Raw genomic sequence first — 23,621 nt, forward strand, 5'->3', positions numbered from 1 at the left:
CTCCCGCGCGGTCGCGACCGAGTTCGGCGCGCCGATGTCCACCGGCCTCGACTACGGCAACCCGAACAGCACCGACAACTTCGTGCGCTACTTCCGCGCCGTGGCCCAGGTCATGCGTGACAACCGGATGGGCGGCACCTACTGGCCCGCCCTCGGCGGCAAGCCGGGCACCATCGGCTACGACTGGTACTCGATGTACGCCCTGAGCGGCAGCGGCACCAATCTCAGCCTGACCGTCCGCAACGGCCACGGCGCGAACCGGCTCCGGTATGCCTGGGGCGACACCGTCGGCGACTCCACCCCTCCGCCGGCGTACAGGATCAACGCGCGCCACAGCGGCAAGGCCATGAACGTCCAACAAGCGAGCACCAACGACAGCGCGCGCGTCGACCAGTACACCTACAGCGGCAACGCATGGCAGCAGTGGGGGTTCGACGACGTCGGTGGCGGCTACGTGCGCATCTACAGTCGCCACAGCGGAAAGTGCCTCGCCGTGGCGAGCGCCTCGACCGCCGACGGCGCGGAACTCATCCAGTACACCTGCGGCGCCGGCACCAACCAGCAGTTCCAGATGGTCGCGGTCGGCGGCTACTTCCAGCTCCAGGCACGACACAGCGGCAAGTGCGTGGACGTACCGTCCGCGTCGACCGCGGACGGCGTGATCCTCAAGCAGTACCCGTGCAACACCGGCGCCAACCAGCAGTGGTCGCGCACGGCCGTCTGACGCTCGTCCCGACGTGACCGTGGATTTGCGGTAAGCCCTCACGTCTCCCCGGTGCCGATCTCGTGCCGTGTGCTCGGTGCCGGGGGGAGTCGGATCGCCGGCGCCTCGCACCGCCGCACGGCCAGGCGACCCAGCCGACGGCCATCAACCGGCCGGTCTCGCCGTCGACCGCGACGTCGGTCAACTCCGAGATCTGACCCGGGCGTGCGGACGGAATCGCGGGAAGCGCGACCGCACGCCAGGCCGCGCCGGTCCAGCGGGCCAGAGCCGCCCTGCCCCCACCGAGCCCGCCGCCCACTTGCCGTCGAGTCCCTTGACCACGATCGGAGTGCCGACCCTGCGCCACACCGACCCGGCCGGGCGCCGCAGCGTGGACCGCGCCTTCCACCCGGCGTGACCGGCCGCGGGGAACGTGTTCGCATTCTCGACGACCCACAGGTTCTCGCCGATGACGTACGCCCGATCCACCCGGCCATGGCGCCATCGCCCGACCTGCCAGCGCCTGCCGCCCCACCCGGCGTCACCGCTCGCCGGCCGCGTCACCGGCGTCGTGATCACCCCGCGGCACCTTCGCCGTCCCGTCCTCGGCGCCGCCGTACCCGGTGTCCGCTGAACCCCGGCCCATGGATCGGGCCCCCGCCGTGCCGTGGTCGATCGTCCGATCCCACGGCACACTCGCGTGATCACCGAGACGGCGTGTCCGACGTACACGGCTCGGGTTGTCCGTCCGGCGGGCCGGCTGGTCTACTCGCGGGATGGACGAGCCCGTCAGCGTGAACGAGCTGACCCTGCAGACCGATGCGCGTCCCGCGGACTGGGTGGTGGCGGCGGTACGCGACTTCGAGGACCACGTCGTGGGCTGCCTGGTACCGCCGGTCTTCGGCGCCTACGCGCGGGTGTTCCACCCGGCGCGGCGGACCGTCGAAGGCGCTGGGAGAACAGAGGGTTCCGGGAAAGCCGAAGGTTCCGGAAGAACCGGGGACGCCGAAGGCGCCGAGCAGGAGGTGACGTGGACGGAGGTGGCCCGCGCCAACGGGCGTACCCCGCACCCGGCGATGCAGTGGCCGTCCATCACCGGTTCCTGGCGATTCCTGCGCGAGGACGGTCAGCCGGGCATATGGGACGACCTTCCGGCGGTGGGGTCGCTGCCGATGCGGCAGGCCGCGCGCCTCGTTCACCTGCTCTCGGCGTACACCACCACCCCCGAGCGGTGCTGGTTCGCCGTCTGGGAGGGGTTCGGCGACCTCGGCCTTCCGGTGGGGAGCGGGATCGCCAGGGTCGAGATGCCGGCCCGCTCGATGCTGCTCCTCACGGGACCGCTGCGGGCGGCCACCACCTCGCTCGCGGCGACACCGTGGTGTGACCAGCGGGCCGGTCTGTGGTGGCCGCACGATCGCGCGTGGTGCGTCGCCACCGACGTGGACCTGATGACCACCTACGTCGGCGGCGGCGAGGCGTGCGTCGCGGCACTGGTGGCCGACGAGGAGCTCGAGGCCATGGAGGTCGGCTCCGACCAGCGGCTGACCTGGGACAGCGATCCCGCCAACCCGGTCCCGCCCACCGGCGACCGGTACTGACGGACGCGTTCGCCGCCGCCTGAGATGTCACCGGCGTCCGATCGGATGAGACTCATGACCGCCCATGACGTGGCCCGGGACGAGCCGGCCGACCTCTAGACCGTGTAGACGGGGGCGAGGTCGACGAAGATGCGGTAGTCCGTGATCAGGCCGTCCTCCCGGGCGCGCCAGATCGACACGGCCACGACGCTGGCCTCCCCGCCGTCGAGCCGCCGGTAGGTCACCTCGGTCTCGGCGATGACGTCGTCGCCCACCTGCCAGTTCCTGACGATCCGGTGCCGCAGGCCGCCGATGGTGGCGAAGAACGCCCGCAGCCCGGCGGCGATGGTCTCACGTCCCGTCATCGGCTCCGCGTTGCCGAACACCAGCGTGGCGTCCTCGGCCAGCAACCGCACGAACCCTTCGGGGTCGAACGAGTCGACCACCTGGAAAACGCGTCGCACCACGTCGTCGGTCATGCCGATCCTCCCTCGCCCGGCCAGGACCACCGTTAGGGACGATACGGGGCGAGGAGGAACGCGCAACTGTCGCCGAGGTGGGTATCACGTCGCCGTGAGACCCGCCTTTCGCGGCGGGAACGGACGGGGCGCTCACCTTCTGCGCGGGGCGGCCGAGCGAGGCCCGGCGATCCCTGTCCGTCTCAGGCCCGCCCGGAACCGTCGCGGGTGCCGCGCGGCACCCGGTCGAGGTCCTCGCGGGCCGGGGCTCGGCGGGAACGGGCCTCGCCTGTCTCCGGCGCGTGGCGGACCGCCCGGTCGGCCATCGCCGAAAGCGGTTCGAGCAGGGTCGTCCCGAGCGGGGTCAGGCCGTACTCGACGGCGGGCGGCACGGGCTGGAACACACCTTCGCCCGCCCGGTGGCCGACGCGGTCCGGCCGATCGTCGGATGGATCGACGACCCGCCCGCCGCCCCGCTCTCCGCGATCGACAGGGGACGGCCGGTCGCGATGTCCCTGAGGACGCTCGATCCCGGCGACGCCGCCCGCCTGGCCGCCTACACCGAGGGACTGCTCCGCGACCGGTGAGCCGGGCGGCCGTCCGGGCGTCAGCCGCCGTCCGGCAGGTGCCGGGCGGCCCGGCGGCCGGCCAGCAGCAGCGCGCCGACCGAGACGACGATCCCCGCGGCGATGACCGGTACGAGGGCCGGGAAACCGGGCCCGTCCGCCACCATGCCGAACAGCGGGGGACCGACCAGCGAGCCGACGCTGCCCGCCTGGGCGACCACGCCGTTGCCGACGTCGGCGTGGTCGAGGTGCCTCAGCACCAGGGGGAGGGCGGCGAAGACGAGGGCCGCCAGGAAGCCGTTCGCGACGGAGACGACCCCCGCTCCGGTCAGCGCGGCGACCTGCGAGCCGCCGCCGTACATGAACCAGGCGGCCGGTACGACGAGGAGGCCGGGCAGCGCCAGGACGCCCACCGGCACGCCCCGGCGGAGCAGCACCCCCACGGCCAGCCCGCCGAGCACGCCGAGCACCGACACCACCGAGGTCAGGGCGCCCGTGGCGGCGGCCGAACGCCCGTACTCCTCGATGAGGAGGGTGGGCAGGAGCACGATCACCGGAATGGTCACCATCGCGCTCAGGCAGAAGGACACGGCGAGCACCACCGGCCAGATCAGCGCCCCGGCCCGGGGGACGGGGCCCGCCGCCACCCACCGCCCGGCCCCGCGGGGCAGCCGCGCCCGGACGGCCAGCGCCATCGCGAACGTCAGGCCGGCGATCAGCCCGATCCAGCCGCGCCAGCCCAGGGCGGAACCGAGCGCGCCCCCGGCCAGCGTGCTCACCCCGAGCCCCACCGGGACGAACGTGGCCCACAGCGACAGGGCCGCGCCACGGTCGCGTCCCTGGGCGAGCCGGAGGATCAGTGCCGGGCAGGCGATGGTGACCAGGAGGTATCCGACGCCTTCGAGGCCCCGGATGACGAGCAGCCAGGTGAAGTCACCCGCCGCCATGCTCGCCGCGCTCGCCACCGCGATCAGGACCAGGCCGGAGACCAGCGACCTGTCCGCGCCGAAACGACGGACCAGGTACCCGGCGGGCAGGCCGGCGACGGCTCCCACGCCGACGACCGCCGAGATGACCCAGCCCAGTTGCGACAGCGACAGCCCGAGCTGGTCCGCGATCACCGGCCCCACCGAGGCGAACTTGCCCAGGCCCATCGCCGCGACGACCCCGGCGAGGTAGACGACGACGATCGTCCCCCACTGCGAGCGCGGCCGGAGGCCCTTGTCCGGCTCGGGGGCGGTCGAGGTCGGCCGGGGGTCCATGAGCTCTCCTTCACGCGAGGTCGCGGTACGTGGAAGCCCCCTCCGCGCCGGCACTCGCGACCCCTGCCGACCGGCTCGCCGTCAATGGATCACACCGTAATACGCGTCCCGCCGGGCTGCCAAGAAGCCGAGAACACGGACGTCCTACCGGCACGAACAGGGACGGCGCCGTCACGGAGGCCGTCGCACGGTCCCGGACGCCGACCGGGACCGCCCGGGGGACCGCTCGGGGACCGCCCGGGGACCGCCCGGGATCGGCCGGGCGTCACACGGGAGTCGCGCGGGGACCGCGCGGTGGGGGCCGGCGCGGACCGGTCCTGTTTCGGCGGAGGTCCTCCGGGGAGGGGGAGGGCGGGCCGTCATCGGCTCATGGACCTCTACTTCGGGGAGACATCGGCATGAAGGTGAAAGACAAGGTCGTCGTCGTCACCGGCGCGTCGAGCGGTATCGGGCGGGCGACCGCGCTGGCGTTCGCGGCCGAGGGGGCGTCGGTGGTGCTGGCCGCGCGGCGCGAGGAGGCGCTCAAGGAGGTCGCCGGGGAGTGTGAGGCCGCCGGCGGGCGGGCGCTCGTGGTGGTGACCGACGTGACCGACGAGCACGCCGTACGGGAACTGGCGCGGCTGGCGGCCGAACGGTTCGGGCGCATCGACGTCTGGGTGAACTGCGCCGCGGTGATGATCTTCGGGCCGTTCGGCGACGTGCCGCTGGAGGACTTCCGGCGGGTGATGGACGTCAACGTGATGGGGTACGTGCACGGGGCGCGCGCGGCCCTGCCCTACCTGCGGGAGCAGGGGGCCGGGGTTCTGGTGAACGTGGCGTCCGTCGCCGGCGTGGTGGCCCAGCCCTACACGCACGCGTACGGCATGTCGAAGTTCGCGGTCCGCGCGCTGGGCACCAGCCTGCGGCAGGAGCTGGCGCTGGAGGGTGCCCGGAAGATCCACGTGTGCACGGTGATGCCGGCTGCCGTCGACACGCCGCTGTTCGACCACGCGGCCAACTACACCGGGCGCAGGCCGGTGGCGATGCCGCCGGTGTACACGCCGCAGCGGGTCGCGAAGGCGATCGTCAAGGTGGTGCGGTCCCCGCGCAGGGAGGTCGTCGTCGGCCCCGCCGGGCGCGCCATGCTGCGGCAGGCCAAGAAGGCCCCGGGGCGTACCGAGCGGGCGATGGCCACCCAGGTCGACCGCACCCACCTGTCCCGCAGGAAGCAGGCGGCCGACACCCCGGGCAACCTGTACGAGCCGACGCCCGGACCGGGGTCGGTGACCGGGGGCTGGCACGGAGGGCGCAAGACCGCGGTGCGCAGGATCGCCGTGGCGGCGACCCTGGCCGGTGCCGTCGTGGGCGCGCATCGTCTGCTGACGCGTTGACCCGCTGGCGGGAGCACGAGGTCACCGTCGTGGCGGGCACGCCCGTGCACGCCGCGGTGCTGGGACCCGCCTCGGCTCCCGAGGTGGTGTGCGTGCACGGCCTGGGCTGCTCGCACCGCTACTTCCTCCCCCTGGCGCGGTGCCTCGCGCCGCGGACGCGGACGGTCGCCGTCGACCTGCCCGGGTTCGGCCGCACACCCGGCCCGCGCGAGGCGCTGGACATCCGCGGCCTGTCGCTGGCGCTGGCCGGATGGCTGCGCGCCACCGGGCGCGGCGGCGCGCCGCTGGTGGCCAACTCCGTCGGCTGCCAGGTCGTCGTCGACCTGGCGACGCACGCCCCCGAGCTGGTGGGGCCGATGGTCCTCATCGGCCCCACCATGGACGCCGGCGCGCGGTCCGCGTGGCGGCTGGCGGCGCGGCTGGCGGGGAACACCGCGTTCGAGCGGCCCGGGATCGTGCCGCTGCTGGGGCGCGACTACCTCGCCTGCGGCCCGCGCCGCTACTTCGCCACGCTGCGCGCCGCCCTCGACGACCGGGTCGAGGACAAGCTGGGCGACGTGCGGGTCCCGGTCACGGTGGTGCGCGGCCAGAGGGACCTCATCGTGTCGCGGGAGTGGTCACGGCGGTTCGCCGGCCTGCTGCCCCAGGGGAAGCTGGTGGAGGTGCCCGGAGCGGCGCACACCCTGAACTACAGCGTGCCCGCCGAGACGGCCCGGATCATCCGGGCCGTCCCGGCCTTCGGTTGAGAACGCCGCGTCACTCCCCGGCCAGGCCGGTGTGGGCGACGCCGCGGACGATCTGGCGCTGGAAGAGGACGAAGATCACGAGCAGTGGCAGGCCGGCCAGCACCACCGAGGCCATGATCTGCGCGTACCGGACGCCGAAGGTGCCCTGCACCACGTTGGCCAGTCCCACCGGCAGGGTCATCGTGTTGGGGTCGGTGGAGACCAGGAACGGCCACAGGAAGTTGTTCCAGGTGGTGATGAACGTGAAGATCGACACCGCGGCGAGGACCGGGCGGGAGAGCGGGAGCACGATCGTGAAGAACACCCGCCAGCGGCCCGCCCCGTCGACGAACGCGGCCTGCTCCAGCTCCGGCGGCACCCCCTGGAAGAACTTGTAGAGGATGTAGACGATGACCGGCGCCGCGACCTGCGGCAGGATGACGCCCCACCAGGTGTCGACCAGGCCGAGCGCCACCATCTCGGCGAAGAGCGGGGCGATCAGCACCTGCGGGGGCACCATGATCCCGGCCAGGATCACCGCGAGCAGCACCCGCTGTCCCCGGAACCGGGTGCGAGCGAAGCCGTAGGCGGCCATCGCCGAGAACAGCACGGTCAGGAACGTCACGGCGACCGCGATGACGGTGGAGTTGATCGCCCATTTCACGATGCCGCCGGTGCCCAGGACCAGGCTGTAGGCCTCCAGGGTCACCTCGTCGCCGAACCAGCGCAGCGGGACGGCGGTGGTGTCGCCCTCGGGTTTGAGGGAGGTGGCGACGGCCCAGGCGATGGGGATGAGCCAGAGCAGGGCGAGCGCCCCGGTGATCACCAGCAGGACGAGCTGTCCCCGGCTGAAGCGTCTGGTCATCGGCGGGACTCCTCGCGCTTGCGGAACAGCCGGAGCTGGACCAGGGAGACGATCACGATCAGGACGAAGAGGATGTAGGACACGGCCGAGGCGTAGCCGATGCGGTAGCCGGTGAAGCCCATGTCGTAGGCGTACTCGATGATCGGGCGGGTGGAGTCGTCCGGGCCGCCGCCGGTCATCAGGTAGATCTGGTCGAAGACCTTGAGCGAGGCCAGCAACTGCAGTACCACGATGAGCCCGGTGGTGCGGCGGAGCATCGGCAGCGTGATCGAGCGCAGCTTGTCCCAGGCCGAGGCGCCGTCGATGGAGGCGGCCTCGTACAGGTGCTCGGGGATGCTCTGCAGCGCGGCCAGGTAGAGCAGGAAGTTGAAGCCGACCGTCCACCACACGGTGGTCAGCACGATCGACCACATCGCCACGCCCGGGTCGCCGAGCCAGAGCACCTCGGTCCCGAGGGCGTTGTTCAGCAGGCCGAAGCTCGGCTGGTAGATCATGTACATCCACAGCAGCGACACCACGGCCGAGGGCAGCAGGAACGGCGCGAAGAACGACAGCCGCCACAGCCACCGCACGAAGCGCAGGTTGTGCACCAGCAGGGCGAGGACCAGCCCCAGCAGGACCAGCGGGACGGTGCTCAGCACGGTGAACAGCACCGTGTTCCACAGCGAGTTCCACATCCGGGGGTCGCCGAACGCCTCGGCGTAGTTGGCGAAGCCGACGAACCGGTCGTTGGACCCGGCGATGTTGACGCTGGTCAGGCTCATCCTCAGGCCCAGCAGCAGCGGCCAGACGAGGAAGGCCAGGTAGACGACCAGGAAGGGCGCGACGAACAGCAGTCCGTGCTGGGTCCAGCGGCGGCCCGCCCTGGCCGCCCCGACCGGCGCGGCGGTGGCGGGAGCGGTGACGGTGGTCGTCATCGGGGCTCCTCGGGGAAGGGGTTCGGGGTCGTCATCAGACGGCGCAGCGCGTCCTTGGCCACGGCCAGGCCCTGCTCGGGCGTGCGCCCGCCGCTGATCACCGAGGAGAACGCCCCGCCGAACTCGATCCACAGCCGGGAGGCCGACCCGGCGAACCACACCTGCGGGTCGAGGGCCACGTCGGTGATGACCGAGCGGTACTCCGACTGCGGGTTCAGCGCGAGATACTCCGGCCTCTCCAGCGCCGGCAGGTACGCCGGGACGTGACCGGCGACCGCCCAGTCGGCGCTGTTCTTCACCATGGCGGCGATGAGCCGGTAGGTCGCCCGTTCGACTTCGGGGTCGCGGTCGCGCTGGTGGGGCACCACGAAGACGTGACAGTCGGCCTGCGCCGAGTCACCGCCGAACACCGACGGGAAGCGCGCCATGCTGAACGGCATCTTGGCCAGCTTGAAGGTGGTGGTCTCCCAGTCGCCGTTCCACAGGAAGGCCGCGATGCCGCTCTGGAAGGCGGCGACCGACGCGGGGTAGTCGAGGGTGGTGTCGCACAGCCCCTCCTCGCCCAGCGTGCGCATGAAGGTCAGCGCCTCCAGTGCCTTGGCGTCGTCGATCGTGATCCGCGTGCCGTCCTCCGAGAGGAGGGTGCCGCCGCTCTGCGGGTACAGCGACCACCAGACCCGCCAGGGGCCGACGGTCCCGAGGCCGAGTGTGTCGAAGACCAGCGGGGGCTTGCCGCCGAGGGCCTCCTTGGCCTTGCGCAGCGCCGCCAGCAGTTCGTCCTTGCCCCTGGTGGGGAGCAGCTTCCCGTCGTCGCCGAGCAACCCGGCCTTGCCGCAGATGTCGGTGTTGTAGTACTGGACCATGGGGTGGGCGTCGAACGGCACCGCGTACAGCACGCCGTCGATGTGGGCGCGTTCCCAGATGGGCGGGCTGAAGTCCTCGGGACGCAGGCCGTTCTCGGCGAGCAGGTCGAGGTTGATCGGGTCGAGGATCTGGCCGGGGCCGATGCCGGGCAGCCGGGCGAGGTGGAAGGTGGCGACGTCGGGGGAGCGGCCCCCGGAACCCGCCATCGCGATCTTGGTGTAGTAGGGCTCGCCCCACTGGAGCACGTTCTCCTCGACGAACAGGTCGGGGTTCTCCTTGGCGAACGCGCCGACCATGCCGTTCATGATCACTCCGTCGCTCGCGCCGAGGAAGTGCCAGTACTTGACCCGGGTCCGGGAGGAGCCCAGGTCCACGGGGATGGAACAGCCGGAGCCGAGGAGGCCCAGGGCGAGGGTTCCGCCCAGGAGGCTCCGCCGGCTGATCGGGGAGGGGGGTGATGGAGTGTCGTCCACTGTGGTCTCCATGGGAGCGGGGGCCGCGCCTTTCCGGTGGCGCGGCCGGACGGAGCTACAGACGGGTGAGGGGGGCCGCGTTCCAGGTTCTCCTCGTGTGCGGTGAGCGCGGGCCGGACGGTGATGAGCGCGGGCCGGACGGTGCGGAACCGCCCGGCTCGTGGGCCGACGAAGAACAGGGATCGTGATTGTTATCGTTAACACAGGAAAGACCGACGTCGGCTTTGAGCGAGTTTCAGTGCTCCGGTGAGGGTGCGTCAAGAGTGGCGCGGGTCGCCCCCCGTCCGCCGGCGCCCCCGTCGGCCGGTGCCGTCGGCGATTTCCCCAGCTCACGGGTGGGTGACCTTCCGCCGGGGCCGCCTCCGCCACGAATAAAATCGTTTGAAAGAGCGGTGTGAGACGGCGGGGCGGGTGTCACCCGTCCCGCCGTCTCACCGCCCGGAGCTCAGTGGAGCAGCTCGAACAGCGTCAGCCACCGGTCGGGGTGGACGAACGCCACCACCGCGTCGCGGTCCACCCCCGCCCGGGCGAAGGCGGCGTCGACCCGCCGGGGCGGGTACGGCCCGCGCAGCGAGGCGTGCAGCGAGCCGCCCCGTCCGGTGAAACCCTCCTCGACGAACGCGCGCCAGGCGGCGTGCGCCTCGCCGGGGAGCAGCGGGACGGGCCGCGTCGTGATCCGCAGGATCGCCGAGTCGACGGCGGGCATCGGCCGGAAGGCCGCCCGGCCGACGCGACCGCCCAGTTCCCACGAGCGAACCGGCCAGGTCAGCACGGTCAGCCTGCTCCAGCGACCGAAGTCCCCGGAGCGCTTGCGCGCGTACTCCCGCTGGGTGAGCAGGGTCGCCGAGGTGAGCGCGGGGGCGCGCAGGCACCAGCCGACGATCCCGGAGGTGATCGAGTACGGGATGTTCCCGGCGACCGCGAACGGCTCGCGCGGGGCCGGCGCGGCCAGGAAGTCGCCCCTGACCACCTCGATCCCGCGGACGCCGCGAGCGCGGGCCGCGAGCCTGCCCGCGTGCAGCGGATCGATCTCGTACGCCACGACCCTGGCGCAGTTGCCGGCGAGCGCGAAGGTCAGGGCACCCCGGCCCGCCCCGGGCTCCAGCAGCAGTTCGTGCGATCCGGCCGCCTCGGCCATGCGGCGTACGGCGTGCGGATCGACGAGGAAGTTCTGCGACAGGGCGCGCCTGGCCCGGCCGCGGTTGTCCTCCGCCTTTCGTGGGGTGGATGGGTGATCTCGGTGCGCGAAGAAGTGCGCCACGGCTTCCGCCCTTTCGGGTCCGAGGAGAAAGAGGTCTCGGAGGGCCCGGGGGCGCGCATCGGGGACGCGTGGCGGAACGAAGGGGGTGACGCGTCCCTAGCGGGCCAGGGGCCGGTCGCCGCGGGGACGGATCACGTAGCCGTACGCCGTGAGGGTGGAATGAAGGCACATGGCGTTAGACGATACGACTCGTCTCGCTTGTGTTCAACGGGTTTTCGCGCGGGGGCGAGCGAGGCCGGGAGCGGGGTGAGCGAGGTCAGGAGACGAACAGGTGGGCCGCGGCGTCGCGGGCGAGGAGGAACCCGACGATGCCCAGGGTCCAGCCGATCGTGGAGGCCGAGTGCCTGCGCATCCAGTCACGCAGCCGTCGCAGCGGGGGCTCCAGCCGCCGCCGGGCGACGGACCACAGGGCGAACAGCGCGAGCGCGGGAAGGATCATGACGATCACGTAGCCCGCCAGCAGCGGCACCCACTGCGCGGCGGGCAGGTCCGCGGCGGTCATGAAGCCGATCGCGCCGAGGTAGGGCAGCATCGTCGCGACCTCCAGCAGGGCGGCGGTCAGCCCCAGAAGGATCATCGACCCGGGACCGCCCAGGCGGGGCTCCCACCGCTCCGGGCGGTCCTTGCGCCTCTTGGGGTCGAACCGGAAGCTGAGCAGGAACAGTCCCACGCCGATGACGAGCTGCACCCAGTAGGCGGTGCGGCTGTGCAGGGCCTCGTCGAAGGTGGCCAGCGCCGCGGTCAGCCCGAGCATCAGGGCGACGCCGACCCCGAAGTAGAAGACCGTGACCGTGGCCAGGTAGACCGTCAGCCGGCTCGCGGGTGACCGGTCCGAGGAGAGCAGCAGGTAGAGGGGGACGCCCAGCGTCCCGAAGCTCATGCTGTCGAGGAGGGCCAGGGCGCCGAGGGTGAGCAACAGGGTCGTGGTCAACGTCGTTCTCCGTCGGTGACGTCGGGCCGGTTCCGCTCCGTGGGGCCGCGGCCGTGACCACGGCGGACGTGGGGGCGGAATCGGGGGAGGGGAGGTGGTGGGAGGGAAGGCGGGGGCGGGGCGCTCGATCGGGATGTGGCCACCGTCCTGTTCGATCCTCCACCGTGGGAGGGGCCGTGGCCTCCTGCGCGACGTCGAGAACACCCGTACACCTTTGGGACTACGGCCCGCCGGGGCGTACGGGCGCGAGGGTGGGTATGGACCCTGTCCAGGCGTCCGTCGCGGTGGCGCGTTCCGATGACGGGCGCCCGCCGGCGGCGCGCCCGTCCGCGTCGGACCGCGGCAACGGCGGTCCCGGGTCGTTCGCGACCTCCTGAGGAGAGAACCAGAGATGATCACTTTGAACAACGGGGTGTCCATGCCCCGGCTCGGTTTCGGCGTGTTCCAGATCCCGCCGGCCGAGACCGTGCGGGCCGTGACCACCGCGCTGGAGACGGGGTACCGGAGCATCGACACCGCCAAGGTGTACGGCAACGAGCGCGAGGTGGGCGAGGCGCTGGCCGCCTCGGACCTGCCCCGCGACGACGTGTTCGTCACGACCAAGCTGTGGAACGACGACCAGGGCTACGACTCCGCCCTGGCCGCCTTCGAGACGAGCATGGAGCGGCTGGGCCTGGACCGGCTCGACCTCTACCTCATCCACTGGCCCGCCCCGGCCAGGGACCTCTACCTGGATTCCTGGAAGGCGCTGGCGAAGCTGTACGCCGACGGCCGGATCCGCGCCGTCGGGGTGTCCAACTTCCAGCCGGCCCACCTGACGCGCGTCATCGACGAGACCGGCCTCGTCCCCGCGGTCAACCAGATCGAGCTGCACCCCGCGCTGCAGCAGGCCGAGCTGCGCGCCTTCCACGCCCGGCACGGCATCGTCACCGAGGCGTGGAGCCCGCTGGCGCGGGGAGACGTGCTGGACGACCCGGTGATCGTCGACATCGCCGGGCGGTACGGCAGGACCCCGGCCCAGGTCGTGCTGCGCTGGCACCTGGAACTGGGGAACGTGGTGATCCCCAAGTCGGTCACGCCGTCGAGGATCAGGGAGAACCTCGACGTCTCCGGCTTCGCCCTCACCGACGAGGACATGGCGCGGATCGCCGAGCTGGACGCGGGCACCCGCACCGGCCCGGACCCCGACGACTTCAACGGCTGAGCCGCCCGCCCGGGGGCCCCGCCGGGGTTCACCGCCGGGCGATGCGCCGGCGCAGCCAGTCGTAGGAGGCCTTCGGCGTGCGGGCGCCGGTGGGGAAGTCGACGTGGACGAGCCCGAAGCGCTGGCTGTAGCCCTCGGCCCACTCGAAGTTGTCCAGCAGGGACCAGACGTAGTAGCCGCGCACGTCCACCCCCTCGGCCCGCGCCCGCTCCATGGCGTCGATGTGGCCGTCGAGGAAGTCGATCCTGGACTGGTCGTCGACCGCCCCGTCAGGGCCGGGCTCGTCGGGCTGGGAACAGCCGTTCTCGGTGACGTACACCGGGGGGAGGGCGTCGCCGTAGCGGGCCCTGAGGCCGACGAGGAGCTCGCGCAGGCCGTCGGGGACGACGGGCCAGCCGAAGCCCGTGACGGGGTGGCCGGTGACCCCCGCGTCGTGGAACGGCAGCCCCTCCCCGACGGGGGCGGCGATCCGGGTGGGGTTGTAGTAGTTGATGCCGATGCCGTCGAGGGGGGCGGAGATCAGCTCCAGGTCGCCGTCACGCACCCCCTCCATGACCGTCCCGTACGCGGACAGGTCGGGGTAGGAGCCCAGCAGCACCGGGTCGTTGAACAGGCGGTTGTGCAGCGTGTCGTAGGCGTCGGCGGCGGCCACGTCGGCCGGATCGCCGGAGGCGGGCCGGACCGGGGTGCAGTTGTTGGTGATCAGCACCTTCTCCGCGCCGCGCGCCCGCAGCTCGCCCACGGCCAGGCCGTGCCCGAGCAGCTGGTGGTGGGCGACGGGCAGCGCGTCCAGGACCAGGGTCCTGCCGGGGGCGTGGGTGCCCAGCGCGTACCCGTAGACCATGTGGACGAAGGGCTCGTTCAGGGTGATCCACATGGGGATCCGGTCGGCGAGCCGGTCGGCCACGGCCGCGGCGTACTCGGCGAAGCGGTGGGCGGTGTCGCGGTTCAGCCAGCCGCCCTCGTCCTCCAGCGCCTGGGGCAGGTCCCAGTGGAAGAGCGTGGCCGCCGGGACGATGCCCCGCTCGACGAGCGCGTCGGTCAGCCGGTCGTAGAAGTCCAGCCCCGCCTGGTTGATCGCGCCCTTGCCGTCCGGCTGGACGCGGGGCCAGGCGATGGAGAAGCGGTAGGAGTTCACCCCCAGCGCGGACATCAGCGCGACGTCCTCCCGCCAGCGGTGATAGTGGTCGCACGCCACGTCACCGGTGTCACCGTCCCGGACCCGGCCGGGCTCGTGGGAGAAGGTGTCCCAGATCGAGGCGCCGCGTCCGTCCTCGGTGACGGCGCCCTCGATCTGGTAGGACGCGGTCGCCGTACCCCACAGGAACATTTTCGGCCTCCAGCCCGCCTGATTTCGGATCATGGTAACTCCCCGCCCGCTCGGGGGGGAGGATCCCTTCCGTGGGGGATGATGGGGAGATGACGAACGCCTCCGGGGGAACGCTTCGCCGCCGCCCCGCCCAGCGTCGCAGTCTCGAGAGGGTGGAGCGCATGCTGGACGAGTGCGCGCGCCTGCTGGACGAGGTCGGCTACGAGGCGATGACCACCAAGGAGGTGGCCCGCCGCGCGGAGGTGCCGATCGGCACCTTCTACCAGTTCTTCCCGGACAAGAAGGGGCTGGTCCGGGCGCTGGCCATGCGCAACCTGGAGGCGTTCCTGGGCCGGATCACCGCCAGGCTCGCGCAGGTGCGCCTGGCCGACTGGACGGAGATGGTCGACCTCGCGATCGACGAGTTCGTCGCGATGAGACGCTCCACACCGGGCTTCGCGGTCGTCGACTTCGGGCAGGTGCTCGCCGGGCCGGGCGGTTCGGTGGTCGAGGGCACCGAGCGGCTGCTCGACGCCGCGCTGGAGAACAACGTCGTCGTGGCCGACCGGCTCCGGGACCTCACCGTCGAACTGCTGGGCGCCCCGATCGGCCCCGACCTGGACCGGATGCTCTTCGTCGCGGTCGAGGCCGCCGACGCGGTCCTCAAGCTCGCCTTCCGCTCCCACCCGGACGGCGACCCCGAGCTGATCGCCGAGTGCAAGCACCTGGTCCGGCGCTACCTCGCGGCGCACCTGCCCGCCGGCTGACGCGCGGGCCGCCGTCGGTGGCCGCCGTCGGTGGCCGCCGACGGTCGCGCCGTCGAGCGCCGCCGGCAGGCACCACCATCGGGCGTCGTCGAGTGCCGCCGGCGGGCGGCCTTCGGGTGGCCGCGGGTCAGCGGGCGGCCTCCAGGCGGGCGCGGTGCTCGTCGTCGAGCTTGACGTCCAGCGCCCCCAGGGCCTCCTCCAACTGGGCCGGGGAGCTCACGCCGACGATCGGTACCGTGCGGACGTCGCCGCCGATCAGCCACGCCAGCACCACCTGGTTGACGCTCACGCCCAGCTCGCCGGCGATCTCCCGCAGCACGGCGAGCCCGCGGACGGTGCCGGGGTGGTCGTAGACGTCCGGGACCGGGCGGTCCTCGCGGGTGTAGGCGCCGAACATGAGCGTGTTGTACGCCCACAGCGTCAGGTCCCTCTCCGAGCGCAGGTAGTCGAGCATGTCGTCCTGCACCAGGACGTGGCCCCCCTCGGGGAGCCTGGTCCCCGGCCGGGGCCGCAGGTAGGTGTGGCGGAGCTGCACGTGGGTGTAGGGCGGGAGGCCCGAGGCCCTGGAGAGGTTCCGGGCGCGCTCCAGGCGCCAGGCCGGCACGTTGCTCGCGCCGATCTCACCCACCTTGCCCGCCCGTACCAGCTCGCCGAAGGCGCCCAGGGTCTCCTCCAGCGGGACGGAGCGGTCCTCGATGTGCGCCCAGTACACGTCGACGTGGTCGGTGCCCAGCCGCCGGAGGCTGCCCTCGGCGGCCGCGGCGATCGCCGGGGCGGACAGGCCCTCGGCGAAGTCGAGGGTACGGTCGCCGGGAACGGTCGGCCGGGCGCCGCACTTGGTGCCCAGCACCATCCGGTCGCGGTTGCCGCGGGCGGCCAGCCAGCGGCCGATGGCCAGCTCGCTCTCGTCGCCGGTGGCGCCCTCGTTCCAGAAGGGGTAGTTGTTCGCGGTGTCCAGCATGGAACCGCCGGCCTCGGCGAACCGGTCGAGGATCGCGAACGTGGCCGTGTCGTCGACGGCCGTGCCGAAGGGGATCGTGCCGAGGGCGAAGGGGATGCGCGTCATGGACCTCACCCTGCAGCCTGGAGTTCACTCCAGGTCAAGCCCGGCCGTTCCCGGCGCGCCGGGACCTGTCGGGTAAGCGCGAGCGCGTGCCCTTTGGAAGGCGGGTGTCACTCGGTAGGGTTGTGCGGAGGTCTGTCCCCCTGTCCTTTCCGAACGACGGCCGGGTCCGAACGACGGCCGGGCCGTGAACGGGTGCGCGGCACCGGTGCGGGACCGGTTCCCGGTCGTGCCGGGCCGCCGGCGGGGACGGGCCGGCAGGGGCGGCTCTCGGTTAGGCGGTTATCTGATGGGGTCCACGGGCGTGAGCGTGTACACACCGGGGCAGGTGGTCGAGGAGACCGGCTTCAGTCTCGACACCCTCCGCTACTACGAGCGGATCGGGCTGCTCGAACCGATCGGCCGCAACGCGGCCGGGCAGCGCAGGTTCACCCAGCAGGACGTCGGCTGGCTCGGCATGCTCCGCTGCCTGCGCGGCACCGGCATGCCGATCGCGGAGATGCTCCGTTTCGCGGAGCTGACCAGGGCGGGCGACCACACGGTCCGTGAGCGGATCGAGCTGCTGGAGGCCCATGACCGGCGGGTGGAGGAGCAGGTCGACCACCTGCGCGAGCAGCAGGTGGCGATCCGGAACAAGATCAACTATTACCACTCGGTGGTCGGCTAGCCGGCCGGCACGTCGTGGCCCAAGCCGTACGGCGGCTTTGCCCCCGCTCGGGACGCGCTTTTCGGTCCGGCTGTTAAACCGGTATCGGGGCCGGGGTCCGGGAGGGGTCATGATCGCACCGCGGGCACGCCGGATCAACATTCCGCTGCGACACGTCACCCTGATGTGCGGGGGCATGCTGTTCGCCCTCCTGGCCAACGTGACCTACCTCCAGGCGCTGGACTCCGAGCGGCTCAACGAGGACCCGCGCAACCGGCGGACGATGATCGCTCGCTTCGAGGACCCCCGGGGCAGGATCCTGCTCCGCGACGGCACGGTCATCGCGACCAGCCGCAGGTCCCGGAGCGACACCTACCGCTACCGGCGGGCCTACCCCGGCGGCCCGCTCTACGCGCCGCTCACCGGCCACTTCTCGCTCTACGGCGCCGGCGGCCTCGAACAGGCCGAGGACGACCTGCTGTCCGGGAACGACCCCCGGGTGCGGGTGCGCGGGCTGGTCGACGGCACCCGCGGCGGCGCCACCCTCAGGCTCACCGTCGACCGCGACGCCCAGCGGGCCGCCTACGACGGCCTGCGCGCCACCGGCCTGCCGGGCGCCGTCGTCGCGATCGACCCCCGCACCGGCGCCGTCCTGGCGATGGTCTCCCTGCCCTCGTACAACCCGAACCGCTACGCGAGCTTCAACGCGGCACGGCTCGACCGGGCGGACAAGAGGTTCCGGGGCGATCCCGACGACCCGCTGGTGAACCGGTCGATCCAGCGGACCTACCCCTCGGGTTCCACCTTCAAGATCGTCACCGGTGCCGCCGCGCTCGCCTCCGGGCGGTACGACCCCGGCGTCACCGTCAACGTCCCGGCCTCGCTCCGCCTCCCCGGCACGAGGACCTACCTGCGCGACCGGGCGGGCGCCGCGTGCGGCGCGGCCGGGACCGGCCTGCTGGAGGCGTTCCGCTCGTCCTGCGACACCCCCTTCGCCAAGCTCGGCATCGAGCTCGGCCCCGACGCGCTGCGCGAGCGCGCCGAGGCGTTCGGGTTCGACACCGACGACCTGGAGATACCCATGCCGGTGACCAGGAGCGTCTACCCGGCGCCGCAGGACGACGCGCGCACCGCGCTGTCGGCGCTGGGCGGGGCCGGCGTCCGGGTCACCCCGCTGATGACGGCGATGATCGCGGCGGCGGTGGCCAACGACGGCCTGCTCATGCGCCCCCACCTGGTCGAGGACGTCCGTCTCGCCGACGACACCGTGATCGAGCGCGCCGAGCCGTCGCCCTACCGCCGGGTGTTCGGCGTCGAGGAGGCCGGACGGCTCACCGAGATGATGGTCGCCGTCACCGGGCCGGGAGGGACGGGCACCGCCGCGGCCGTCCCCGGCGTGAAGGTCGCCGCCGTGACCGGTTCGGCGGAGAACGCCCCCCTCGCCGTGGACCACGCGCTCTTCACGGGCTTCGCGCCCGCCGCCGCCCCCCGGGTCGCGGTGGGCGTGCTGGTCGAGGGGGGCGGGGAGGGCGGGCGGGTGGCGGCCCCCATCGCCAGGGCCGTCATCGAGGCCGCCCTGGTCGGCCAGGTCGAGTAGGGCGGGGTCCGGGACCCGTGCGGGTCGGCCACGTCGGGCATCCGCGCGGGCCGGCCAACGTCGAGCAGGGCGGGGGCCGGAACACGTACCGGTCGGTCAGGCCGGGGGCCGGTGGCGCACCGGCCGGTCAGGTCGAGTAGGCGGCGGCCTGGAGCCCGTACAGGTCGGCGTAGAGGCCGTCGAGACCGATGAGCTCGTCGTGGGTGCCGTGCTCGATGACGTTGCCGTGGTCCAGCACGTAGATCCGGTCGGCGTAGCGGACGCTGGCCAGCCGGTGGGTGATCAGCAGGACGGTGCGCCCGTCTGCGTGCCGCCGGATGCGTTCGAACAGGGCGTGCTCGGCGCGGGCGTCGAGGGCCGCGGTGGGCTCGTCGCAGATCAGCAGCGGGGCGTCCCGGTGGAAGCCCCGGGCCACCGCGATCCGCTGCCACTGCCCGCCGGACAGCTCGTGGCCGTCCTTGAAGCGCCGGTCGAGCAGGGTGTCGTAACCGTGCGGCAGCTCGGCCACGACCTGGTCGGCGCCGGCGACCTCGGCCGCCGCGACGAGCGCCGGCTCTCCCTTGTCGGTGCCCATGGTGATGTTGTAGCGGGCGGCCAGCGGCCAGCGGGTGTGGTCCTGGGCGATGACGGCGATACGGCGCCTCAGCGCGTCGGGGTCGACGGTGGACAGATCGGTGTCGTCCCACAGGACCCGGCCGGTGTCCGGCTCGTACAGCCCGGACAGGATCTTGGCCAGCGTGGTCTTGCCCGACCCGTTCTCCCCGACGAGCGCGATCACCTCGCCCCGCTCCAGGCGCACGGTCAGTCCCCGCAGCGCCGGCGAGGCGGAACCCGGATAGGTGAAGACGACGTCCTCGGCGACGATCCGCGCGAAGCTCTCCGGGACGGTCCCCTCGCGTCCGGCGGGCAGTTTCGCCTCCGCCTCGGCGCAGAAGTCCAGGAAGTCGGTGAAGTACAGACCCTCCTCGTACAGGCGGTTCGTGGCGTACATCAGGTTGGCCAGGTACGTCTGGCCCGAGCGGATCGCCAGCACGGCGGTGCCCGCCACCGCCAGCGGGACCGCGCCCACCGCCAGCAGCACCCCCAGCGCCACGTACACCAGGGCGGTGCCGACCCCGCCCAGCGTCTCACCGACGATCCTGGCGACCATCTGCCGCCGCGCCAGGCTGAGCATGATGGTCTGCTCGGCCGTGGCGACCGCGTCGTACATCCGCAGCAGGAAGCCGCGCATGGTGAACGAGCGCACCTCGGCGGCCGGGTCCCGCTGCGCGAGCAGATCCGAGATGATCCACTTGCGGCGGGCGGCCGGGATCAGCGCGTACATGGTCGTGTACCGCATCCGCGCCGAGCGGACCGCCGCCCACGCGTCGGGCAGCACCGCCAGCACCAGCAGCGGCAGCAGCACGGGGTGAAGCACCCCCAGCACGCCCGCGGCGGCGATGATGCCGATGGCCGCGGTCAGTACGTTGACGGTCGTGCTCACCACCACGTCGGCCATGGAGACCCCGCGCGTCCTGGCCCGCTGGAGTGCGTCGTGGAAGTCGGAGTCGTCGAAGGCCGCGAGATCGACCTTGCTGGTCAGCCCGTACAGGCGCTCCTCGGCGATCCGGCCGACCTGGGGCTCCAGCCGTGACTGCGCCCAGCCCGCGCCCGCCTGCATGACGGTACGCAGGGCCGCGGCCACCCCCACCATGATCAGGCCGGGCAGGGCGGCCCGCACCCGCTCGGGGGTCGGACCGGCCTGGAACAGCGCCGACAGCACCTCGGTGGTGGCGAGCAGCCCGAACGCGGTGAACACGCCGGCCAGCAGGCTCAGCGAGACCGCGACGGCGGTGTCGCGGCGGCTGGCCAGCCACGCCAGCCTGACGGCCTGCGAGACCAGGGCCGGAAGCCTGCGGGCGATCGTGAGGAACCCGACCTTCGCCATCGTGTCGGCGTGCGCGTACCACTCGGAGAGGCTCAGCTCGCCGAACGCGAGGGAGGCGTCGGAGGGCGTGGCGCGGTCACCGGGCGGGGCGGGATCGGGATCGGGGGGCGTGGCGCGGTCGCCGGGCGGGTCGGGGGAGGCGTCGGAGGCCGTGGCCTGTTCACCGGACGTGTCGGAGGGCGGGCCGGGGGGCGGGCCGGGGGGGCGAGGGGCGGGGGAGTCGGTCATGGAAGCAGTGTGAGCGGCCGTACCGGCGATGGCCATCGGATGGCCGGTCACGGTCAGCGCCGGATCCGCGTGGGACCCGCGCCGGATCCGCACGGGACCCGCGTCACCCGGAAAAGAGCTAAGACCGGGCATGGTTCGGTAATTGATGTCACACTTTCTGTGACGGTTCTACCCGACCTCCCTAAGAGCCGATGACCCAGGACACCGCGCACGCCTCCCTCACCGCCGGCAACCTGCCCCTCGAACCGAACGGCTTCGTGGGGCGTGAGACCGATGTGGAAGAACTCGTCGATCTGCTGGGCGTCACCCGGGTGGTGACGCTCTGCGGGGCGGGCGGCATCGGCAAGAGCAGGCTGGCGGTCCGCGTGGCCTCCCAGGCGGCGGCGCGCTTCCCCGGGGGTGTCTGGCTGGTCGAGCTGGCCGACGCGGTGCGCGGCGACCAGCTCGAGCCCAAGGTCGCCGCCGTGCTCGGGGTCAAGGCCGAACCCTCCCGCGCGCTGGCCGAGACGCTGATCGACGCGCTCGGCGACCGGCGGCTGCTGCTGGTCATGGACAACTGCGAGTCGCTCATCGAGGAGTCCGCCAGGTTCTGCCGCGCGGTCCTCACGGTCTGCCCCGAGGTGCGCGTGCTCACGACCAGCCGCGAACCGCTGCGGGTGGCAGGGGAGACCGTGTGGCGGGTGCCCCCGCTCAGCCTGCCCCGCGGCGGCGGCCACGACCCCGGCGACAGCGAGGCGGTGCGGCTCTTCGTCGACCGTGCCACCGCCACCTCCCGGGAGTTCGCTGTCACCGAGCAGAACGAGGCCGACATCGCCGACCTCTGCGAGGCGCTCGACGGGATGCCGCTCGCCATCGAGCTCGCCGCCGCCCTGTGCCGGGTGCTGACCGTGGGGCAGATCAACGCCCGCATCAGGGACCGGTTCCGGCTGCTGTCGGCGGGCGACAGGACGGCCCCGGCCAGGCAGCAGACGCTCAGGGCGACCGTCGACTGGAGCTACCAGCAACTGGACGAGCCGGAGCGGATCCTGCTGCGGCGGCTGGCGGTCTTCACCGGCGGCTGGACGCTCGACATGGCCGAACGGGTCTGCGCGGGCGGCGCCCTGTGGGCCGAGGACGTCCTGAGGGTCCTGTGCGTGCTGGTCGACAAGTCGCTGGTGCTGGCCGAGACGGCGGTGGCCGGCGAGACGCGCTACCGGATGCTGGAGACGATCCGCGAGTACGCGGCCGAGCAGCTGGACGCCTCCGGCGAGGAACCCGAGTTCCGCAGGCTGCACCGCGACCACATGATCGAGGTCGCCGCCCGGATGCACGGGACGATCGTCCGGTGGCCCCGCCCCACCTGGGCGGAGATCTGCCCGATGCTGGTCATGCTGGACGAGCTCCAGGCCAACGTGTGGGCGGCGGTGCGCTGGTCGGCCGAGGTCGACGGCGACCAGGAGAGCGCGCTGCGCCTGCTCGTCCTGCTGCGCTGGCCGCTCATCGCCGGAGGCAGGTTCACCCCGGCCGACAAGTGGCTCGACCGCCTCCTGGACACCGCCCCGGAGGAGCTGGCACCCCACGTGCGCGGCGACGCCCTCGCGCTGCGCGGACAGGTGGCCTTCGGGCAGGGCGACCCCGACTCCGCCCAGATCGCCTGCACCGCCGCGGTCGACCTGTGCCGGCGGGCGGGGCTGCGCGGCCCGCTCAGCGGCGCGCTGGCCGTCCTGGCCTGGGTGGCGATCTACCAGCGCCGCCCCGAGCGGGCCAGGGCCCTGCTGGACGAGGCGCTGGAGGTCGTGCGCACGGTCGACGACCCCTGGCACGAGACGGTCGTCCGCTCCATGGAGGGTACGTTCGCCCTCTCCGAGGGCAGGGCGAAGGAGTCGCAGCGCTCCTTCGAGGCCGCGCTGGCGATCGCGCACGAGCTCGACAACCACTGGGCGGCGCCGGTCGCGCTGATCGGCCTGGCCCAGGTCGCCTGGCTCCGCGGCGACCTGGCCGAGGCCCGCACCCGCTACGAGCGCGCCCTCGACATGCTCCAGGACATCACCGCCCACTGGCAGGTCGTCACGTGCCTGTCCGGGCTGGGCCGGATCGCCCTCGCCCAGGGCGATCTCGCCACCGCGCGGGTCAGGCTCATCGAGAGCCTGCGGCTCTGCATCGGGACCGGCCAGCGACTCGGCGTGGCACGCCGGATCGAGACGCTCGCCCAGCTCGCCCTCGCCGAGGAGGACGACCACCGGGCGGTACGCCTGGCCGGGGCCTCCGCCGCGATCAGGAGCGCGATGAGCGGTGCCGTGCTCCCGCCCGGATTCGGGGCGCGGATGGAGGAACTGCTCCAGCCCGCCCGGCTGCGCCTCGGCGAGACCCTGGTCGCCCAGTTGTGGGCGCACGGCCAGGAGATGTCCCAGGAGCAGGCGGTCCGCTACGCGCTCCAGGTCGAGGAGCCGTACGAGACGCCCATACTGCTCGGCAAGCCCCCGGCGGTCGCTCCGGTGACCACCCTCACCTGCCGGGAGTGGGAGATCGCCGAGCTCGTCGCCCGGGGCATGAGCAACAGGGCCATCGCCGACGACCTGGTGATCAGCCCCGCCACCGCCGCCCGGCACGTCGCCAACATCCTGGCCAAGCTCGGGTTCTCCTCCCGCACCCAGGTCGCCACCTGGGTGGTCGAGCAGAACCGCCCCTGACCTCGTCCCACCCGGCGACCCGCCCGCCCCGTCCCGGCGGTCTCCGTCCCGCCCGCCCCGTCCCGCCGGTCTTCGCTCCGCCCGGCCGGTCCCGTCGATCCTCGATCCGTCTCGCCGCCGGGCCGGCGGGTGACCTCCGGTCCCGAAGGTCCGCACCTGTGAGCTACACATGTGCGGCGTCGAAGATACATCCCGGGATACGCACTCCGGAGCATGCGGTGCGCCCGTGCCGGGCCGTA

At 72.7% G+C, this 23,621-nt stretch carries 21 protein-coding genes; 10 read left to right on the forward strand and 11 right to left on the reverse strand.

The genetic code is table 11. The annotated features are described in order from the left end of the window. Both AB0G16_RS30400 and AB0G16_RS30405 read left to right on the forward strand, forming a co-directional pair. Positions 1-724 (forward strand): RICIN domain-containing protein (locus AB0G16_RS30400; protein ID WP_362812570.1); only part of this gene is annotated, 724 nt, incomplete at its 5' end. A 755-nt stretch (positions 725-1,479) separates the two neighbouring features. Further along, entirely contained in the window at positions 1,480-2,301 is an 822-nt protein-coding gene (locus tag AB0G16_RS30405; RefSeq protein WP_362812573.1) for a hypothetical protein, read from the forward strand. A gap of 95 nt (positions 2,302-2,396) precedes the next feature. On the opposite strand, the gene AB0G16_RS30410 is transcribed toward AB0G16_RS30405, so the two are convergent. Together AB0G16_RS30410 and AB0G16_RS30415 are read right to left on the reverse strand one after the other, a co-directional pair. Next, positions 2,397-2,759: a nuclear transport factor 2 family protein gene (locus AB0G16_RS30410; RefSeq protein ID WP_362812576.1), complete on the reverse strand. Its 363-nt coding sequence runs from the start codon at positions 2,757-2,759 to the stop codon at positions 2,397-2,399. Positions 2,760-2,941: 182 nt separating this feature from the next. Next, positions 2,942-3,142, reverse strand: coding sequence for a hypothetical protein (locus tag AB0G16_RS30415; protein WP_362812579.1), 201 nt, complete (start codon positions 3,140-3,142; stop codon positions 2,942-2,944). 15 nt (positions 3,143-3,157) lie between these two features. Here AB0G16_RS30415 and AB0G16_RS30420 point away from each other — a divergent pair, with 15 nt between their 5' ends. Continuing rightward, the gene (locus AB0G16_RS30420; protein ID WP_362812582.1) at positions 3,158-3,325 is read left to right on the forward strand and encodes a hypothetical protein; all 168 of its coding nucleotides are present in this window, start codon (positions 3,158-3,160) and stop codon (positions 3,323-3,325) included. A 20-nt stretch (positions 3,326-3,345) separates the two neighbouring features. Here AB0G16_RS30420 and AB0G16_RS30425 read toward each other — a convergent pair whose 3' ends face one another. Next, entirely contained in the window at positions 3,346-4,566 is a 1,221-nt protein-coding gene (locus tag AB0G16_RS30425) for an MFS transporter (RefSeq protein WP_362812585.1), read from the reverse strand. 398 nt (positions 4,567-4,964) lie between these two features. Here AB0G16_RS30425 and AB0G16_RS30430 point away from each other — a divergent pair, with 398 nt between their 5' ends. Together AB0G16_RS30430 and AB0G16_RS30435 are read left to right on the forward strand one after the other, a co-directional pair. Continuing rightward, a complete protein-coding gene (locus AB0G16_RS30430; RefSeq protein WP_362812588.1) occupies positions 4,965-5,936 on the forward strand; it encodes an SDR family oxidoreductase in 972 nt (323 codons plus the stop codon). Continuing rightward, positions 5,933-6,682, forward strand: a complete 750-nt coding sequence (locus AB0G16_RS30435; RefSeq protein WP_362812591.1) for an alpha/beta hydrolase — start codon at positions 5,933-5,935, stop codon at positions 6,680-6,682. Before AB0G16_RS30430 ends, AB0G16_RS30435 begins: the two co-directional genes overlap by 4 nt. A 10-nt stretch (positions 6,683-6,692) precedes the next feature. On the opposite strand, the gene AB0G16_RS30440 is transcribed toward AB0G16_RS30435, so the two are convergent. The 5 genes from AB0G16_RS30440 to AB0G16_RS30460 all read right to left on the reverse strand — a co-directional run bounded on the left by AB0G16_RS30440 (position 6,693) and on the right by AB0G16_RS30460 (position 11,972). Then, the gene (locus AB0G16_RS30440; RefSeq protein ID WP_362812594.1) at positions 6,693-7,526 is read right to left on the reverse strand and encodes a carbohydrate ABC transporter permease; all 834 of its coding nucleotides are present in this window, start codon (positions 7,524-7,526) and stop codon (positions 6,693-6,695) included. Then, complete coding sequence (locus tag AB0G16_RS30445) at positions 7,523-8,443, reverse strand: sugar ABC transporter permease (protein ID WP_362812597.1); 921 nt, start codon at positions 8,441-8,443, stop codon at positions 7,523-7,525. The genes AB0G16_RS30440 and AB0G16_RS30445 overlap by 4 nt, the downstream gene beginning before the upstream one ends. Further along, positions 8,440-9,780, reverse strand: a complete 1,341-nt coding sequence (locus AB0G16_RS30450; RefSeq protein ID WP_362812600.1) for an extracellular solute-binding protein — start codon at positions 9,778-9,780, stop codon at positions 8,440-8,442. The genes AB0G16_RS30445 and AB0G16_RS30450 overlap by 4 nt, the downstream gene beginning before the upstream one ends. 445 nt (positions 9,781-10,225) lie before the next feature. After that, entirely contained in the window at positions 10,226-11,041 is an 816-nt protein-coding gene (gene erm, locus AB0G16_RS30455) for an ErmE/ErmH/ErmO/ErmR family 23S rRNA (adenine(2058)-N(6))-methyltransferase (protein WP_362812603.1), read from the reverse strand. A gap of 256 nt (positions 11,042-11,297) precedes the next feature. Further along, a complete protein-coding gene (locus tag AB0G16_RS30460; RefSeq protein ID WP_362812606.1) occupies positions 11,298-11,972 on the reverse strand; it encodes a GAP family protein in 675 nt (224 codons plus the stop codon). Positions 11,973-12,363: 391 nt separating this feature from the next. Here AB0G16_RS30460 and AB0G16_RS30465 point away from each other — a divergent pair, with 391 nt between their 5' ends. Beyond that, entirely contained in the window at positions 12,364-13,176 is an 813-nt protein-coding gene (locus tag AB0G16_RS30465) for an aldo/keto reductase (RefSeq protein WP_362812609.1), read from the forward strand. Between the two features lie 28 nt (positions 13,177-13,204). Here AB0G16_RS30465 and AB0G16_RS30470 read toward each other — a convergent pair whose 3' ends face one another. Then, a complete protein-coding gene (locus AB0G16_RS30470; RefSeq protein WP_362812706.1) occupies positions 13,205-14,506 on the reverse strand; it encodes a GH1 family beta-glucosidase in 1,302 nt (433 codons plus the stop codon). An 89-nt stretch (positions 14,507-14,595) separates the two neighbouring features. On the opposite strand from AB0G16_RS30470, the gene AB0G16_RS30475 reads away from it, so the two are divergent. Continuing rightward, positions 14,596-15,252, forward strand: a complete 657-nt coding sequence (locus tag AB0G16_RS30475) for a TetR/AcrR family transcriptional regulator (RefSeq protein ID WP_362812612.1) — start codon at positions 14,596-14,598, stop codon at positions 15,250-15,252. Positions 15,253-15,379: 127 nt separating this feature from the next. Here AB0G16_RS30475 and AB0G16_RS30480 read toward each other — a convergent pair whose 3' ends face one another. Then, positions 15,380-16,318, reverse strand: coding sequence for an aldo/keto reductase (locus tag AB0G16_RS30480; protein WP_362812615.1), 939 nt, complete (start codon positions 16,316-16,318; stop codon positions 15,380-15,382). A 301-nt stretch (positions 16,319-16,619) separates the two neighbouring features. Between AB0G16_RS30480 and AB0G16_RS30485 the strand changes: the two genes are divergently transcribed. After that, on the forward strand, positions 16,620-16,982 hold the full coding sequence (locus AB0G16_RS30485; RefSeq protein WP_362812618.1) for a MerR family transcriptional regulator: 363 nt from the start codon (positions 16,620-16,622) through the stop codon (positions 16,980-16,982). Positions 16,983-17,091: 109 nt separating this feature from the next. Further along, a complete protein-coding gene (locus AB0G16_RS30490) occupies positions 17,092-18,558 on the forward strand; it encodes a penicillin-binding transpeptidase domain-containing protein (RefSeq protein WP_362812621.1) in 1,467 nt (488 codons plus the stop codon). Positions 18,559-18,685: 127 nt separating this feature from the next. Here the strand turns inward: AB0G16_RS30490 and AB0G16_RS30495 are convergent, their stop codons facing one another. Beyond that, entirely contained in the window at positions 18,686-20,713 is a 2,028-nt protein-coding gene (locus tag AB0G16_RS30495) for an ABC transporter ATP-binding protein (RefSeq protein WP_362812624.1), read from the reverse strand. Positions 20,714-20,904: 191 nt separating this feature from the next. On the opposite strand from AB0G16_RS30495, the gene AB0G16_RS30500 reads away from it, so the two are divergent. Beyond that, positions 20,905-23,382: a tetratricopeptide repeat protein gene (locus AB0G16_RS30500; RefSeq protein WP_362812627.1), complete on the forward strand. Its 2,478-nt coding sequence runs from the start codon at positions 20,905-20,907 to the stop codon at positions 23,380-23,382. Positions 23,383-23,621 lie beyond the last annotated feature (239 nt).

The organism is Streptosporangium sp. NPDC023615 (assembly GCF_040640155.1).
GTDB lineage: Bacteria > Actinomycetota > Actinomycetes > Streptosporangiales > Streptosporangiaceae > Streptosporangium.

What these genes read in the sequence shown, in the direction of transcription:
- AB0G16_RS30405 (WP_362812573.1), top strand. Translation starts at nt 1,480, where the DNA reads ATGGACGAGCCCGTCAGCGTGAACGAGCTGACCCTGCAGACCGATGCG.
- AB0G16_RS30410 (WP_362812576.1), bottom strand. Translation starts at nt 2,759, where the DNA reads ATGACCGACGACGTGGTGCGACGCGTTTTCCAGGTGGTCGACTCGTTC.
- AB0G16_RS30425 (WP_362812585.1), bottom strand. Translation starts at nt 4,566, where the DNA reads ATGGACCCCCGGCCGACCTCGACCGCCCCCGAGCCGGACAAGGGCCTC.
- AB0G16_RS30430 (WP_362812588.1), top strand. Translation starts at nt 4,965, where the DNA reads ATGAAGGTGAAAGACAAGGTCGTCGTCGTCACCGGCGCGTCGAGCGGT.
- AB0G16_RS30440 (WP_362812594.1), bottom strand. Translation starts at nt 7,526, where the DNA reads ATGACCAGACGCTTCAGCCGGGGACAGCTCGTCCTGCTGGTGATCACC.
- AB0G16_RS30445 (WP_362812597.1), bottom strand. Translation starts at nt 8,443, where the DNA reads ATGACGACCACCGTCACCGCTCCCGCCACCGCCGCGCCGGTCGGGGCG.
- AB0G16_RS30465 (WP_362812609.1), top strand. Translation starts at nt 12,364, where the DNA reads ATGATCACTTTGAACAACGGGGTGTCCATGCCCCGGCTCGGTTTCGGC.
- AB0G16_RS30470 (WP_362812706.1), bottom strand. Translation starts at nt 14,506, where the DNA reads ATGTTCCTGTGGGGTACGGCGACCGCGTCCTACCAGATCGAGGGCGCC.
- AB0G16_RS30475 (WP_362812612.1), top strand. Translation starts at nt 14,596, where the DNA reads ATGACGAACGCCTCCGGGGGAACGCTTCGCCGCCGCCCCGCCCAGCGT.
- AB0G16_RS30480 (WP_362812615.1), bottom strand. Translation starts at nt 16,318, where the DNA reads ATGACGCGCATCCCCTTCGCCCTCGGCACGATCCCCTTCGGCACGGCC.
- AB0G16_RS30490 (WP_362812621.1), top strand. Translation starts at nt 17,092, where the DNA reads ATGATCGCACCGCGGGCACGCCGGATCAACATTCCGCTGCGACACGTC.
- AB0G16_RS30495 (WP_362812624.1), bottom strand. Translation starts at nt 20,713, where the DNA reads ATGACCGACTCCCCCGCCCCTCGCCCCCCCGGCCCGCCCCCCGGCCCG.
- AB0G16_RS30500 (WP_362812627.1), top strand. Translation starts at nt 20,905, where the DNA reads ATGACCCAGGACACCGCGCACGCCTCCCTCACCGCCGGCAACCTGCCC.